Genomic DNA, 14552 nt, shown 5'->3' with positions numbered 1-14552 from the left:
GCTTCTCGTCTCCTTCCCCTCCCCATTCTCCCTCTTCTCACCTTCCTTCCTTGCATTGACAACATACCAACTGGTCGGTATTATTTCATGAATGGGTTTAATCTGGCTGTTCCGGACGGAAAGAGGCAGCAGAAGACTGCAACCGAAACCAGGAGGTATCGGTTTACATCCGGGGGGAATAAACGCGACATTGAGGAGGAGCCATCATGAAAAATGCGTCCACCAGCGGCAACAGTCCGGCACGTCCCGTCATCACCGCATTTGAAAATTCGCCTGATCACGGCCGGGGAATGGCGCGGGACATGCCTGTTCGATGGGCGCTTGAAGAGACCGGGCAGGACTATGATGTGCGCCTCGTCTCGTTTGAGGCGATGAAAGCCAGCCCCCATCTTGATCTTCAACCCTTCGGGCAGATACCCACCTATGAAGAGGGCGATCTGGCGCTGTTTGAATCCGGCGCGATCGTGCTTCATATTGCGGAACAGAACCCCGGCCTTCTGCCGGATGACGTCAATGGCCGGGCACGCGCCATCACATGGATGTTCGCCGCGCACAACACCATCGAACCGGTGATCATCGAGCGGGAAACGGCCGGCTTCGTGGAACGGCGGGAAAGCTGGCATGAGCAGCGTATGCCCATCATGGAAGCGCGTATCCGCAAAAGACTGGATGCACTTTCCGCCCGTCTCGGCAACAATGACTGGCTGGAGGGCGCGTTCAGCGCCGGTGATCTTCTGATGGTGACCGTGCTGCGAAGGCTGAAGAGTTCAGGCATATTGAACGACTACCCGAACCTTGCAGCCTATGTCGCGCGCGGCGAAGCCCGCCCTGCCTTCAAGCGTGCCTATGACGCCCAGCACGCGGTTTTCCTCGCCGTATCGAAAGATTGAGCCTGTCCGGGCTACAGTCTATCCGCAGTCGAGCTCGCTCAATATCCATTCCCTGAATGCGCGCACCTTGGGCGTATTGCGACGGGATTTGGGGTACACGAGCCAATAAGCGCGTCCATCATCGCCAAGAATGTCGAAAGGCTGGATAAGCTGGCCGGTGGCGATTTCGATCTGGTGGAAAGCAGGCGTGAGAATGCCCACGCCCTGCCCCGCGACCGTCGCTCGCCCTTCAATATGCTGCGCTCCGAGGCGGCTCTGCGTATTGCCCTGCAATTGCGGGTTTTCGATCCCCGCCGCCTTGAACCAGATTTTCCACCACGTGTCGCTCGCGTCGATGATCTTAAGCCGCAGCAGATCGGCAGGTTCCTTCACTCCGCCGATGGTTGCGGCCAGAGCCGGACTCAGCATGGGCGTGAAACTCGCCTTGATGAGCTGATGCGCTTCCAGGCCCGGCCATTTACCGAAACCGCTTCTGATTGCGATATCCACATTGGACGTTGCGAAATCAATGACGCTGTCGGACGTATCGAGCCTGACCGCGAGCGACGGATGCCGCATCTGGAACGAGCCAAGCCGATGCGCCAGCCAATTGGCGGCAAAAGTGGCGAGCACGCTGATCGAAAGCGTGCCCTCCGCATCTTCCCGCAGGCTGGCAAAGGCATTGCGCATTGTCTCGAACGCTTCCGTGATCGCGGGCGCAAGCTGCTTGCCAAGTTCAGTCAGTTCCACCTGTCGCGGCATACGCAGAAACAGGGGCGCGCCGACGCGCTCCTCCAAGATCTTGATCTGATAACTGACCGCAGCCTGCGTCATGCCCAGCTCCTCCGCAGCGCGGGTAAAACTTGCATGGCGGGCGGCGGATTCAAAAACGCGAATGGCCGATAAAGGGGGAAGCGCTGTCGTCATTATGCATAAGTCCTCCTTATGCATACTAATCGAGGTTCGATTGGAAAACAAAGGTTTTCGGGCGCATACCTATAGGCACAGTTTAACAAGTAGCTGCCTCCCACAGCCGCTTCATTCGATAGGTGAGATCATGAAAAACCTCGATTCTGCCTGCACAACCGCCACAGCGCCCACGGTCAGCCACGGATCGGAAAGCGGCTGGAGCGCGCTGTTCTCCCGCTTGTTTTCGCGCAAACGTACTCATATCGTCATTACCGAACATTCGCCGGAATACATCCTGCGGGATATCGGCATCGGTGACGGGCGCATGCAATATTATTCACGCGACGGCCATAAGCTGCCCGAATGGCGGTAACCGTGTTACGCGCTGATGACAGCAAAACCTCGCGCCTTGAGGCCGCGGCGGTCCTCGTGCAGATTGCTGACGAGGCGGCTGCGGCTGCCGTCCAGATGCGCGCTCATCAACGCCGTCGCCTTGTCGGCATTTCCTTCGCGCACCGCGTCGAGAATAGCGCGGTGTTCGGCCCATGCGCGAGCGAGCGCCGCCTCGTCGCGCACCTCCAGCCAGCGCGCCCGTGAGAGGCGCTGCATGGCATCGCGCACGCCACGGCTGAGAAACTCGTTGCCGGACAGCCGCGCCAGCTCGATATGAAAATCCATGCCGATCCGGTGCCATTCCTCGCGCGACGTGTCGGCATCGCAGCTATCCAGCATCGCCAGAATCAGCTCAACGCCGCTGCGATCTTCAAGCGCACAGGTGAGCTTCAGCGCAGCAATTTCCAACGCTTCACGATAGACACCGATCTGTTCGATTTCGCTGAGATTTATCGGCGAAACCGTCCAGCCGCGCCCTTCGCGACAGATCAGTCCTTCCGCCTCCAGCCGCAAAAGTGCTGCCCGGATCGGCGTGCGTGAGGCTTCAAACTGCGCCTCGATCCAACGCTCGGTCAAACGTTCGCCCGGCCCCAGTTCCAGGCCGAGGATCATGTCGCGAAGCTGCGTTTCAACCTGCCTCATCTGTGACATTGGCGACCATTCTCCATTTTCGATTAGCGCTGCAATTGACAAGTCGTTTCGACAGGCGCATTCATGCATACCGTTTTGGTATCCCAAAATGGAATACATTGCAATCGCGAGACATGACATGAGCACCGCCCAAGCCGCTGCAAGCGACGAAACCGTCGCCACAGCCCGCCAGGAAAATGTGGCCACTGAGGAAAACCACGAACGCTACTGGAAGCAGAATCTGTTGATCTGCCTCATCGGTTCGTTCACGACGCTCATTGCCATGTCGCTGCTCCTCCCCTTCCTGCCGCTCTATGTGGAACAATTGGGCGTCACCGATCATGCGGCAATCGTGCAGTGGTCGGGCGTCGCCTACGGCGCTACTTTTCTGGCCGCAGCCTTCGTCGCACCGCTGTGGGGCAGGCTTGGCGACCGATACGGGCGCAAGCTGATGCTCATCCGCGCCAGCCTTGGCATGGCCATCGCCATGTCGCTGATCGGCATGGTGACGAGCGTCTGGCAACTGGTGGCGCTGCGCCTGTTCGTGGGCATTGCGGGCGGCTATTCGTCCGGCTCGATGATCCTCGTCGCCACACAGACGCCAAAGGAAAAGACCGGTTGGGCGCTGGGCGCGCTTTCGGCTGGCATCATGGCGGGCAATCTGGCTGGCCCCTTGCTCGGCGGCGCATTGCCGCCACTGATCGGCATTCGCGCAACCTTCTGGCTGGCGGGCGGCGTGATTTTCCTCACTTTTCTGGCCACCACATTCCTGATCCGCGAAGAGCGCAAGCCGCCGAAGCCGACCAGGGAGCAGAAGGCGGAATCCATCTGGGCTGCCATCCCTGACAGGAAGCCGGTTGTCGCCATGCTGGTGACGGGCATGCTGCTGCTTTTCGCCAATATGTCGATCGAGCCGATCATCACCGTCTATGTGATCCAGCTCATGGACGACCAGACGAAAGTGACACTCATCTCCGGTGTGGTGATGGCTGCTGCCGCGCTCGGCAGCATTATGTCGTCCTCACGGCTGGGCCGCCTTGCCGACCGCATCGGCCATACGCGCGTCATCATCGGGGCACTGTCAGTTTCCGCGCTGCTTCTGATCCCGCAGGCTTTCGTAACGGAAGCCTGGCAACTGATCGGCCTGCGTTTTCTGATGGGGCTGGCGCTGGGCGGATTGCTGCCCTGCATCACCAGCGTCATCCGGCACAATGTGCCCGACCGCGTGGCAGGCGGCATTCTGGGCTATTCCGTCTCAGCTCAATATGTCGGCCAAGTTGCCGGTCCCGTCGCTGGCGGCTTTGTCGGCGGTCACTTCGGTATGCGGTCCGTATTCCTCGGCACATGCCTGATTATGGCTCTCGGCGCATTTTATAACTGGACCGTCCTGCGCAAGAACCCGTAGTTTCCGTCATCCTCCGAATCCCCAAAACCCACGGCAGAACCAGGATGACAGCACATATCTTCGCGCCTTTTGCAACGCTTGCCGAAAGCCTTCTGCCCCACGCGCTCGAACATGGCGAGGACGGGTCGCACGATCTGTCTCACCTTGCCCGCGTCTGGAAAAATGCTGCTGCGATCCAGCGCCAGGAAGGCGGCGACGCCGAAGTTCTTTGCGCCGCGGCCCTGCTGCATGACTGCGTGAGTGTGGAGAAGAATTCGCCTGACAGAAACCGCGCTTCGCGACTGGCGGCGGAAAAGGCAACAACCTTGCTGCGGAACCTCGGCTGGAATGACGCGCGCATCGGCCTCGCCGCCCATGCCATCGAGGCGCACAGTTTTTCGGCCAATATCGAGCCCGTCACGACAGAAGCGAAGATACTGCAGGATGCCGACCGGCTCGACGCCATCGGCGTCATCGGTGCTGCCCGGTGTTTCTACATTGCGGGCCGCATGGGCAGTGCGCTTTATGACTGGCGCGACCCGCACGCCGAAAACCGCCCGCTGGATGACAAGCGCTTTGCGCTCGATCATTTCCGCACGAAACTGTTCGGCCTCGCCTCCGGCTTCAAGACGGAAACCGGAAAGCTGATGGCCGCTGAACGGCACAGTCGGCTGGAAGCCATTTTTGATAGCTTCCTTGCCGAAGCCAACAGCTAGATTGGTAGATTGTGGTTATGGCGAGCCGAAAATGGTGGAGTTTGAGAACCGGAGCGGAGTGTACTTTTAGGTACATGAGCACCGGAAGCGCAAAACAACGCCATTTGCAGGCCGCCAGAGCCGCAATCTCAGATTGAGTAACCACCGTCGATATTAAGTGCCGTCCCCGTCACCATGGAGGCGGCATCCGAGGCCAGCCAGAGTGCAGCCTCTGCCACATCCTCCGGCGTCGAAAACCGGTCGAGAGGAATAGTCGCCTTGAGCGCGGCACGCGCTTCCGGGGTGTCTTCCTCCAGAAACAGCTTCAATGCCTCACCGTCGCTTTCAGCCGGGCAGATGCAGTTCACGCGGATATTCTTGTCCGCAAGTTCCAGCGCCATCGCCTTGGTCGCGCTAATGATCCAGCCCTTGGACGCGCTGTACCAGACGAGGCCCTTGCGCGGGCGCAGCGCGGTTGCCGAAGCCGTATTGATGATGACGCCGCCGCCCTGATGCTCCATGATCGGCGCAACGATCTGGGTCGAATAATAAAGCGCCTTCATATTCACGGACGAGATCAGGTCGAAACTGTCCTCCGTTACTTCCGTCAGAGGCATGTTGCGATGCGTAAAACCGGCATTGTTGACCATGATGTCGATGCGGCCGAACGCTTCGAAGGCCGTGCGCGCCACGCGCTCCATGTCGTCCTTGCGCGATACATCCGCCTGCACGGAAAGGGCGTTCTTGCCAATATCGGCAAGTTCATCCTCGACACGTTTTACGTTCACATCAGCGAGGATGACCTTTGCACCTTCGGCTGCAAATCGGCGCGCCATGCCTGAACCGAAGCCCGAACCGGCACCGGTGATGATTGCGACCTTATCCTGCAGCCTCTTCATGTCATTCTCCTTTGGCAGAACCAAGATACCGTCCAACTTGGCCAAATCACTTGAATCCAGATTGTTTGTTCCAATATGGCCTTAAGATGAACATGTCATGTGTGCACAAGCCGTTAATCCGTCAATTATGGCAGGGCGCCTTCAATTTCGCGAGAATGCGGCATTGCGACTGTTGAATTTAAATCGATTAGATAATAGACAAGGGCAGCGTGAAAATCGCATGCTGCCCACAAGCAGACTGATTTGCGCAAGAAGAGAAGAGAGCGATAGATGACCAGCCAGACAATTCCGGTAGAGCCTTTCGACTGCATCGTGTTCGGCGGTTCCGGCGATCTTGCCGAACGCAAGCTCATTCCGGCACTGTATCAGCGTCAGCGTGCAGGCCAGCTCACCGACCCGACGCGCATCATCGGCGCATCGCGCAGCGCCATGACCGATGACGAATATCGGCAGTTCGCACGGGATGCCATTCATGAACATGTGAAGGCCACGGAAGTCGACGAGAAGGAAGTCGACAAGTTTCTCGCCCGCCTCAGCTATGTGGCTGTCGACGCCAAGTCCGAAGAGGGCTGGGATGCGCTCAAGACCCTGATTGGCAAGAAGCCGGAAAAGATTCGCGCTTTTTATCTCGCCGTCAGCCCGACGCTCTTCGGCGATATCGCCACCCGTCTGAAGACGCATGGCCTGATTACCCGTGATACGCGCATCATCGTGGAAAAGCCGATCGGCCGCGATCTGGAATCCGCCATGGCGCTCAACGATACGCTGGGCAGCGTTTTCCGCGAAGACCAGATCTTCCGCATCGACCATTATCTCGGCAAGGAAACCGTGCAGAACCTGATGGCGCTGCGCTTTGCCAATGCGCTCTATGAGCCGCTGTGGAACTCCGCCCATATCGACCATGTGCAGATCACCGTCGCAGAAGCCGTCGGCCTGGAAGGCCGCGCGGGCTATTACGACAAGGCGGGCGCGCTGCGCGACATGGTGCAGAACCACATTCTCCAGCTTCTCTGCCTCGTTGCGATGGAGCCCCCTTCATCGATTGAAGCCGATGCCGTCCATGATGAAAAAGTCAAGGTTCTGCGCTCGTTGAAGCCGATTACCAACCTCAATGTCGAAGACATGACGGTACGCGGTCAGTATCGCGCCGGTGCTTCGGCTGGCGGCCCGGTGCGCGGCTATCTGGAAGACCTTGAGAGCGAGACCAGCAATACTGAAACCTTTGTGGCGCTGAAGGCTGAAATTGCCAACTGGCGCTGGGCAGGTGTGCCTTTCTATCTGCGCACCGGCAAGCGTCTTGCCACGCGCGTTTCAGAAATCGTTGTTACCTTCAAGCCGATCCCGCATTCCATCTTCGGTGAAAGCGCTGGCAAGGTGGTGGCCAACCAGCTCGTCATTCGTCTCCAGCCGGATGAAGGCGTGAAGCAGTGGCTGATGATCAAGGACCCGGGTCCGGGCGGCATGCGCCTGCGTCACGTGCCGCTCGACATGAGCTTTGCCGCCTCCTTCAGCGAACGCAATCCGGATGCCTATGAACGTCTCATCATGGATGTCGTTCGCGGCAACCAGACCCTCTTCATGCGCCGCGATGAAGTCGAGGCTGCTTGGCGCTGGGTCGATCCGATCCTTCAGGGATGGGAATTGAACAGCCAGCCCGTACAGGGCTACACGGCAGGAACATGGGGGCCGTCATCGTCCATCGCGCTTATCGAGCGTGACGGACGCACATGGCACGAAAGCCTCTAGAGCGCATCCCGAAAAGTGTGAAACGGTTTTCGGAAAAGATGCGCGTCAAAATAAAGAGATAGAGCGCCGATCTGATCCAATCAGATCGAAACGCGCTCTAAGCATTTCCAGCAAAAGTGCGCAGCGGTTTTGCGTAGGATAATGCGAAAAACAAAGAGATAGAGCGGCTTCACGATTTTATCCGATTGGAACCGCTCTGGTTTCTGCTTTGGAAAGGAATGGAATGAACATCGAACGTCACGACTTCACCAGCGGAACGGAACTGGCGCAATCGCTTTCTGAGGCAATTGCAATCAAGCTGGCAGCCGCAATCGCTGAGCGGGGGCAGGCCACGCTGGCCGTCTCCGGCGGCACCACGCCGTTGAGACTGTTCGAGGTGCTATCACGCAAGATGATCGACTGGAACCTCGTCACGATCACTCTCGTTGACGAGCGTTTCGTACCCGTCGACAGCGACCGTTCCAACGAAAAGCTGGTGCGTGAGCATCTTTTGCGCGATCATGCGGGCGTAGCCAGGTTCGTCGGCCTCTACAATCCGGCGGCGACGGCCGAAACGGCGGCGCTTGCTGCCTCCAGCCGCATCGATGCGTTGCGTCGTCCTTTCGACGTGGTGGTGCTTGGCATGGGCAATGACGGTCATACTGCCTCCTTCTTTCCTGGTGCCGACCGGCTGGATCAGGCGATCAACCCGGAAACAAAGGCGCTTGTGCTGCCTATCCATGCCGAGGGCGCTGGCGAAAAACGCCTCACCCTGACCCTTCCCATTATTGCCGAAGCCGACATGCTGGTTCTGCATATCGAAGGCGCCGCCAAGCAGGCAACGCTGGAAAAGGCGCTTTCCGGCGATGACGAGAATGAAATGCCCGTGCGGGCAGTCTTCCACCATGCACGCACACCGATCCAGCTCTACTGGACAAGTTAAATTCGATTCAAGCCAGATTGGCACAGGTGATACCCATGCCCACCGAGACGGCACATAAACGCATTCAGGAAATCACCGCGCGCATTCGCGAACGGTCCAAGCCGACACGCGAAGCCTATCTTGGCCGTGTGCGCGAGGCTTCATCCAACAAGCCAAAGCGCGCCGTTCTGGGCTGTGCCAATCTCGCGCATGGTTTTGCCGCCTGCGGCCCGCACGACAAGGCGGCGCTGATCGGCGACGAGATTCCAAACCTCGGCATCATCACCGCCTATAACGACATGCTGTCGGCGCATCAGCCCTTCGAAACCTTCCCGCAGCTTATCAAGCAGGCTGCGCGCGAAGCAGGCGGCGTGGCGCAGGTGGCGGGCGGCGTGCCTGCCATGTGCGATGGTGTCACGCAGGGTTTTGCGGGCATGGAACTGTCGCTGTTCTCCCGCGAAGTGATTGCGATGGCAACCGCCGTCGGCCTGTCGCACGATATGTTCGATGCGGCCGTCTATCTCGGCGTCTGCGACAAGATCGTTCCCGGTCTCATCATTGGTGCGCTGACCTTCGGCCACCTGCCCGCCGTGTTCGTGCCTGCCGGGCCGATGACCAGCGGCCTGCCGAACGACGAAAAAGCCAAGACCCGCCAGCTCTATGCCGAAGGTAAGGTCGGGCGCGCCGAGTTGCTGGAATCGGAATCGAAGTCCTATCACGGCCCCGGCACCTGCACGTTCTACGGCACCGCCAATTCCAACCAGATGCTGATGGAAATCATGGGCCTGCATCTGCCAGGTGCATCCTTTATCAATCCGGGCACGCCGCTGCGCGACGCCTTGACCCGCGAAGCCGCCAAACGCGCGCTCGCTATCACAGCCTGCGGCAATGAATATACGCCGGTCGGCGAGATGCTGGATGAGCGTTCCTTCGTCAATGGCGTCATTGGTCTCAATGCGACCGGCGGCTCGACCAACCATACCATCCACCTGATCGCCATGGCAGCCGCCGCCGGTATCAAGCTGACATGGCACGATATTTCGGAAATTTCGGATGTGGTGCCGCTTCTCGCCCGCGTCTATCCGAACGGCCTTGCCGATGTGAATCATTTCCATGCCGCTGGCGGCATGGGCTTCCTGATCCGCGAACTACTCGATGGCGGCATCCTGCATGAAGATGTGCGCACCGTGTTCGGCGAAGGTCTGCGTCCTTACGCCATTGAACCGAAGCTTGGTCTCGATGGCACCGTCGTGCGCGAGCCGGTGCCGGAAAAGAGCGGCGACGACAAGGTTCTGGCCAAGATCCATGCGCCATTCCAGCCGAGCGGCGGCCTCAAGGTTCTGACCGGCAATATCGGCAATGCTATCATCAAGGTTTCCGCCGTGAAGCCGGAGCGCCAGGTCATTGAAGCACCCGCCAAGGTTTTCAACGATCAGGCGGAGATGCAGGCCGCGTTCAAGGCTGGCGAACTGACTGGCGATTTTATCGCCGTGGTCCGCTATCAGGGTCCGAAAGCCAATGGTATGCCGGAACTCCACAAGCTGATGACGGTTCTGGGCATTCTGCAGGATCGCGGCCAGCGTGTGGCCCTCGTCACCGACGGTCGTTTGTCCGGTGCATCAGGCAAGGTTCCGTCCGCCATCCATGTCACGCCGGAAGCACTTGATGGAGGCGTCATCGGAAAAATCCGCGATGGCGATGTCATTCGTCTGGATGCCGTAAACGGCACTCTGGAAGTTCTCGTCAATGTGATGCTGCTGAATGATCGCGGTGAAGATCGCCCTGATCTTTCCGGCAACGAACATGGCATGGGACGCGAATTGTTCCGCGCCTTCCGCCAGATCGCCGGACGGGCTGACGAAGGCGCTTCGGTGTTCTGAAAACGGCCGGAATGGAATTAAGGCAAAACAGCGATTTAAGCTGTTTTGCCTCTCAAACCATCAAAACCGGAATAAACTTACGCAAAAAGCACAGTTGAATTGTGTCAAAAAACTGGCTTTTTCACGCCAGCAGTGCGGCACGCCGAGGTAAGCGTGTTTGCCATCAGCATGGCGATGGTCATCGGACCGACACCGCCCGGAACCGGCGTGATTGCTCCGGCGACCTTTTCGGCTTCGGCAAAATCGACATCGCCGACCAGTCGTGTCTTGCCTTCACCCCGTTCAGGAGCCGGAATGCGATTGATACCGACATCGATCACCGTCGCGCCCGGCTTGACCCAATCGCCTTTGACCATTTGCTGGCGTCCGACCGCCGCCACCAGAATATCTGCCGTGCGGGCAATCGCGGGCAGGTCTTTCGTGCGGCTGTGCGCAACCGTAACCGTCGCGTTGGCTGCAAGCAGAAGATTGAACATCGGCTTGCCAACAATGTTGGAACGCCCGATCACCACAGCGTTGAGACCCGAAAGATCACGGCCATGAACGCGCTCGATCATAATCATCGCGCCCGCTGGCGTGCAGGGAACGAAAGCCGTTTCGACCTCGCCGGTGCCAAGCTTGCCGACATTGATGAAGTGAAAGCCATCCACATCCTTGTCGGGTGAAATAGTCTGGATCACCCGGCCTGAATCGATGTGCTTCGGCAGCGGCAATTGCACCAGAATACCATGAATGGCGGGATCGTTGTTCAGGCTCTCGATCAGGTCGAGAAGCTCCTGCTCCGACGCCGTTTCCGGCAGATCGTGCTGCACCGAGTGGAAACCGCATTCCTTGGCCTTCTTGCTCTTGGAAGCGACATAAACCTGACTTGCCGGGTCTTCGCCGACAATAACCACCGCGATGCCGGGCACAATGCCGGTTGCGGCCACAAGCTTTTCCGTCTCGCGCTTCACCGTGGAAACCACATCCTCGGCGAGCTTCTTGCCATCAATCAATTGAGCCATAGCGAGCGCTCCGTTCTTTTGTGATATCGGGCTTAAGTGTCTGGGAGATACACGACATCTTTTTCGTACACATGCCCATAAGCGTCATGACGCCCGATGACAATTGGCGAATGCGCGACAATGCAGGATTTTATGAAGTTTCAGAACGCAAAGTCCTGCAAGAACCAGTTAGGGCCTCGTGATACGGGACGAACGCACGTCGTCGATGGCACGACCGAGGGCGGCATTTTCCGTGGTGCGGTTGGCGCCTTCATTCTCGGCCTCCCAGCGCGCATTGGCTTCGCGGATAACGGCAGCAAGCCGGGTTTCGCCGTAGGGTTCCAGAACCTCGTCCGGCTCGGCTTCGCTTCTGGCGGACGATCGGGGCTTGCGACCGGCCAGCATCATCGAAAGAAGACCAAGCAAAAACCCGCCCAGCAATCCAAGGGCGACAACCCCTTGCGGGGAGAGATTGCGCGGGTTCGGTTCCGCCATGGCTGGCGTAACAATCCGCACTGTCGCAGCAGACCCCGCCGAGGCAGGCTCGCCCCGTGCCGCACGCATCTGCAAATCTTCAAAGAGTGCCTGCTTTGCCGCCGCATCCCGTTCCAGCATTTGCAGCCGGGCTTTGTCTTCATCTGTTGCGGGCGCCGAACCCAAACCGGCAATGGCAGCCGCTGCCTTTTGCTCACGTTCGACCGCATTCTTAAGATCTGCCTGTAACAGGCTACGCTGGCTGGAAATCTCCTTGTCGATTTCCGCTTCGATCTGGCTCGTTTCAGCCCCCTGCCCTGCGGCGCGATACCGCTCCACCATTGCGCCCAGTGCTCCGGAACGCATGGATTCGGGCACGCCCTTGCCGGCGAGGCTCTCGGCGGTCGCGCCGTTCAGGCTGTTGGCCTCCGCTGCGATGCGCGCTGTCTCGGCCTTGCTGTCGGCGAACTCGCGTTGAAGTGCGGCTTTGTTGTCATCATCGCCAAAATTCCGGCTGACGCGAAAAGCCCCTGCCGCCTGCTGCGCCGCTTCTGCATCGGCCTCCAGACTTTGCAGACGCGCCGGAAGATCACCCTCAACCCCGTTCAACTCTCCGCTGCCCTGCAGATGATCGCGAAACGCCTGCGCAACGGCATTGGCCAAAAGTGCTGCCGTTTCCGGCCTGTCAGCCGTGGCCTCCACATTGACCGTGCCACTGTCAAGCGCCTGTGTAAAATCAAGACGCTGGCGCAGCAATTGCGCGCCCGACATCTTTTTATGTCCGGCCACGGCTGGAGACTGTTGATCTTCGGGCAACAATCGGGTCAGGCGAAAGCGCAATTCTTCCAGAAAGGAAGGCGCGCCGAGATCGGCTGCACGTTCGATGCGCGCCATCTGTGCGGCGCGCTCAAGAACAACATTCGAGGCAATTTCGCTGCGCCGTTCCGGTGGAAAAACCTGCAAGGATGCCGTCGCGCCATATTGGGGCGGCTCCAGAACAGCATATGTGGTTCCGATAATTCCGCCCAGTATCGTGAAACCGGCCAGAAGCCCCCAGCGACGCCTGCGGCGCGGCAATTGCATCGGCTTTTCAAGCTTCGGAACGGCGGCTGATACAGATGATTCCGACGCGGATGGTTCCTTGATCGGCGCACCATCAAGATTGGCTTGCAGAGCCTCCCGCACGGCATTCATCCGGCCCTGCATATCCGCCTTCGGATCGACCCGCTCACTCTCTTCGGCGTCTAACAAATCCTGTTTGCGGCGGAGCAATTCCTCGCGGCGCTTTTGATGCTCGCGGTCTTCGTCATTGTTTCCGGTCGCACGGACGGACGGCGCAGGCTCAAGGAATTCCGGCGCATAGGCTAGAAGTGGGCGCACAGCCGCACGTCTCCTCTCTCCGTCCCTTTCTACCATCGCTCCGTCCCGCTTTTCACCCGTGGCTATTGATCCAGATTAATATTCATCATGGCAAACAAACCGTTAAAATTGCAATTATATGTATTGATTCATACAGATAAATCAGGAGACAGCCATGAAAGCCGAAACGGAATACCCGATCGATCCAGCCCGGCTTGGCGGCATAATCCAGTTTATCCAACATGCAGAACGGCTGAAAAGCACTTTGCGTTCCGGCCATACCTCTCAGGGCCGACCGGAAAGCACAGCCGAACATAGCTGGCGGCTATGCCTGCTGGTGACGCTGTTCGACAGGGAGCTGGGCGATTGCGACCGGCTGAAACTCATCAAGATGTGCATCATCCACGATCTGGGCGAGGCGATTTCCGGCGATGTACCCGCTATCCATCAATCCGCCGATGATGGACGAGCCGAGCGCGAAAAAGCCGACCTGATGACGCTGTGTGCCCCGCTGCCGGATGATCTCAGCGCAGAAATCATGGAGCTTTGGGCGGATTACAGCGAAGGCAAATCGACGGAAGCTATTTTTGCCAAGGGCTTCGACAAGCTCGAAACCATGATGCAGCATAATATCGGGCTCAATCCGCCGGATTTCGATTATGCGTTCAATCTCGATTACGGCGTCAAGCAGACGGCACGCCACCCGCTGCTGCGCCAGTTCCGCGAAATCGTGGACGCGGAAACCCGGCGCAATGCCGAAAAGCAGTCGTAGAGCGGCCCACTTCTGGGAGACATTCTCTAACTCAACGTTGCGAAATGGCGCAGTGTGAAAGTGATCTGGTAAACCAGCGCAACGGCGGCGAAAACCGCGTGATAACGCCGGTTACCCCAGAACACCGCGATCAGACTGAACAGGATGAAGCAAGCGACCTGAATCGGATATTCGATCCCATAGACCCGATAGTGGTCCGCTCCTTTCAGCAGCGTATCGATGAAATCAGCCACATAGACCAATGCCAGAATGCCGAAAAACCACTTGCGCCGGGAAATGAAGTAATCGCGATAGCCGGTATATTCTTCCATACTGTCGGGGAAGAGCAGCGTGCAGAGCAGGAAATACAATCCGGCATAGAAGATTACGAACAGATACTTCTCGAAAGTCCAGAGCGGAATGGTTCGCAAGCTGAACTCGAACCACCAGAAATGGATGACCGAAAGCAGGATGAAACCCACCCAAGCCAGATGGACCGGATAAATTTTCTGTTTGCCGGGATGCTGGATAAAGCGTGCCAATCCAGTCAAAAGGCGTGAAACGCAAAGGCCCAGGATCATGCCTATGATGATGCGGACATGGCCAAAGGCTTCGGCTGGCGGCACACCCGTTGTCAAAGCCGGATCCATTCTTCCCCTCCGAAGCTTCACTCAACTTT

14 protein-coding genes are annotated in these 14552 nt (G+C 58.4%); 8 read left to right on the top strand and 6 right to left on the bottom strand.

Annotated elements, in window-relative coordinates; all coding sequences use genetic code 11:
- Window positions 1–206: 206 nt before the first annotated feature.
- The gene (locus tag F9K91_RS20625) at window positions 207–890 is read left to right on the top strand and encodes a glutathione S-transferase family protein (RefSeq protein ID WP_151678611.1); all 684 of its coding nucleotides are present in this window, start codon (window positions 207–209) and stop codon (window positions 888–890) included.
- 18 nt (window positions 891–908) lie between these two features.
- Here F9K91_RS20625 and gcvA read toward each other — a convergent pair whose 3' ends face one another.
- Window positions 909–1796 (bottom strand): transcriptional regulator GcvA, encoded by an 888-nt coding sequence (gcvA, locus tag F9K91_RS20620; RefSeq protein ID WP_151678610.1) that lies wholly within the window; start codon window positions 1794–1796, stop codon window positions 909–911.
- 130 nt (window positions 1797–1926) lie between these two features.
- Here gcvA and F9K91_RS20615 point away from each other — a divergent pair, with 130 nt between their 5' ends.
- Entirely contained in the window at window positions 1927–2151 is a 225-nt protein-coding gene (locus F9K91_RS20615) for a hypothetical protein (protein ID WP_125778543.1), read from the top strand.
- Between the two features lie 5 nt (window positions 2152–2156).
- On the opposite strand, the gene F9K91_RS20610 is transcribed toward F9K91_RS20615, so the two are convergent.
- Complete coding sequence (locus F9K91_RS20610; RefSeq protein ID WP_061346934.1) at window positions 2157–2822, bottom strand: GntR family transcriptional regulator; 666 nt, start codon at window positions 2820–2822, stop codon at window positions 2157–2159.
- A 118-nt stretch (window positions 2823–2940) separates the two neighbouring features.
- Between F9K91_RS20610 and F9K91_RS20605 the strand changes: the two genes are divergently transcribed.
- Together F9K91_RS20605 and F9K91_RS20600 are read left to right on the top strand one after the other, a co-directional pair.
- Window positions 2941–4206, top strand: coding sequence for a multidrug efflux MFS transporter (locus F9K91_RS20605; protein ID WP_151678609.1), 1266 nt, complete (start codon window positions 2941–2943; stop codon window positions 4204–4206).
- A gap of 44 nt (window positions 4207–4250) precedes the next feature.
- The gene (locus F9K91_RS20600; RefSeq protein WP_151678608.1) at window positions 4251–4901 is read left to right on the top strand and encodes an HD domain-containing protein; all 651 of its coding nucleotides are present in this window, start codon (window positions 4251–4253) and stop codon (window positions 4899–4901) included.
- Between the two features lie 128 nt (window positions 4902–5029).
- Here F9K91_RS20600 and F9K91_RS20590 read toward each other — a convergent pair whose 3' ends face one another.
- Window positions 5030–5779, bottom strand: a complete 750-nt coding sequence (locus F9K91_RS20590) for an SDR family oxidoreductase (protein WP_151678606.1) — start codon at window positions 5777–5779, stop codon at window positions 5030–5032.
- A 270-nt stretch (window positions 5780–6049) separates the two neighbouring features.
- On the opposite strand from F9K91_RS20590, the gene zwf reads away from it, so the two are divergent.
- From zwf to edd, 3 genes are all read left to right on the top strand, one after another.
- A complete protein-coding gene (gene zwf, locus F9K91_RS20585; protein ID WP_151652798.1) occupies window positions 6050–7525 on the top strand; it encodes a glucose-6-phosphate dehydrogenase in 1476 nt (491 codons plus the stop codon).
- Window positions 7526–7748: 223 nt separating this feature from the next.
- Window positions 7749–8447 carry a 6-phosphogluconolactonase gene (pgl, locus tag F9K91_RS20575; protein WP_151678605.1) on the top strand — a complete coding sequence of 233 codons (699 nt, stop codon included), beginning with the start codon at window positions 7749–7751 and terminating at the stop codon, window positions 8445–8447.
- Between the two features lie 35 nt (window positions 8448–8482).
- On the top strand, window positions 8483–10306 hold the full coding sequence (edd, locus tag F9K91_RS20570; RefSeq protein WP_151652802.1) for a phosphogluconate dehydratase: 1824 nt from the start codon (window positions 8483–8485) through the stop codon (window positions 10304–10306).
- A gap of 104 nt (window positions 10307–10410) precedes the next feature.
- Here the strand turns inward: edd and folD are convergent, their stop codons facing one another.
- The gene (folD, locus tag F9K91_RS20565; RefSeq protein WP_151652804.1) at window positions 10411–11310 is read right to left on the bottom strand and encodes a bifunctional methylenetetrahydrofolate dehydrogenase/methenyltetrahydrofolate cyclohydrolase FolD; all 900 of its coding nucleotides are present in this window, start codon (window positions 11308–11310) and stop codon (window positions 10411–10413) included.
- Between the two features lie 168 nt (window positions 11311–11478).
- On the bottom strand, window positions 11479–13143 hold the full coding sequence (locus F9K91_RS20560; protein WP_235913317.1) for a GumC domain-containing protein: 1665 nt from the start codon (window positions 13141–13143) through the stop codon (window positions 11479–11481).
- 154 nt (window positions 13144–13297) lie between these two features.
- Between F9K91_RS20560 and F9K91_RS20555 the strand changes: the two genes are divergently transcribed.
- A complete protein-coding gene (locus F9K91_RS20555; RefSeq protein ID WP_151555617.1) occupies window positions 13298–13894 on the top strand; it encodes an HD domain-containing protein in 597 nt (198 codons plus the stop codon).
- A gap of 26 nt (window positions 13895–13920) precedes the next feature.
- Here F9K91_RS20555 and F9K91_RS20550 read toward each other — a convergent pair whose 3' ends face one another.
- The gene (locus F9K91_RS20550) at window positions 13921–14523 is read right to left on the bottom strand and encodes a hypothetical protein (protein ID WP_151555616.1); all 603 of its coding nucleotides are present in this window, start codon (window positions 14521–14523) and stop codon (window positions 13921–13923) included.
- Between the last annotated feature and the right edge of the window lie 29 nt (window positions 14524–14552).

Source organism: Brucella tritici (assembly GCF_008932295.1).
Lineage (GTDB): Bacteria > Pseudomonadota > Alphaproteobacteria > Rhizobiales > Rhizobiaceae > Brucella > Brucella tritici.
The sequence above is the reverse complement of the archived record's forward strand: the minus strand, read 5'-3'. Positions and strand labels throughout refer to the sequence as shown.

What these genes read in the sequence shown, in the direction of transcription:
- F9K91_RS20625 (WP_151678611.1), top strand. Translation starts at nt 207, where the DNA reads ATGAAAAATGCGTCCACCAGCGGCAACAGTCCGGCACGTCCCGTCATC.
- gcvA (WP_151678610.1), bottom strand. Translation starts at nt 1,796, where the DNA reads ATGACGACAGCGCTTCCCCCTTTATCGGCCATTCGCGTTTTTGAATCC.
- F9K91_RS20615 (WP_125778543.1), top strand. Translation starts at nt 1,927, where the DNA reads ATGAAAAACCTCGATTCTGCCTGCACAACCGCCACAGCGCCCACGGTC.
- F9K91_RS20610 (WP_061346934.1), bottom strand. Translation starts at nt 2,822, where the DNA reads ATGTCACAGATGAGGCAGGTTGAAACGCAGCTTCGCGACATGATCCTC.
- F9K91_RS20605 (WP_151678609.1), top strand. Translation starts at nt 2,941, where the DNA reads ATGAGCACCGCCCAAGCCGCTGCAAGCGACGAAACCGTCGCCACAGCC.
- F9K91_RS20600 (WP_151678608.1), top strand. Translation starts at nt 4,251, where the DNA reads ATGACAGCACATATCTTCGCGCCTTTTGCAACGCTTGCCGAAAGCCTT.
- F9K91_RS20590 (WP_151678606.1), bottom strand. Translation starts at nt 5,779, where the DNA reads ATGAAGAGGCTGCAGGATAAGGTCGCAATCATCACCGGTGCCGGTTCG.
- zwf (WP_151652798.1), top strand. Translation starts at nt 6,050, where the DNA reads ATGACCAGCCAGACAATTCCGGTAGAGCCTTTCGACTGCATCGTGTTC.
- pgl (WP_151678605.1), top strand. Translation starts at nt 7,749, where the DNA reads ATGAACATCGAACGTCACGACTTCACCAGCGGAACGGAACTGGCGCAA.
- edd (WP_151652802.1), top strand. Translation starts at nt 8,483, where the DNA reads ATGCCCACCGAGACGGCACATAAACGCATTCAGGAAATCACCGCGCGC.
- folD (WP_151652804.1), bottom strand. Translation starts at nt 11,310, where the DNA reads ATGGCTCAATTGATTGATGGCAAGAAGCTCGCCGAGGATGTGGTTTCC.
- F9K91_RS20555 (WP_151555617.1), top strand. Translation starts at nt 13,298, where the DNA reads ATGAAAGCCGAAACGGAATACCCGATCGATCCAGCCCGGCTTGGCGGC.
- F9K91_RS20550 (WP_151555616.1), bottom strand. Translation starts at nt 14,523, where the DNA reads ATGGATCCGGCTTTGACAACGGGTGTGCCGCCAGCCGAAGCCTTTGGC.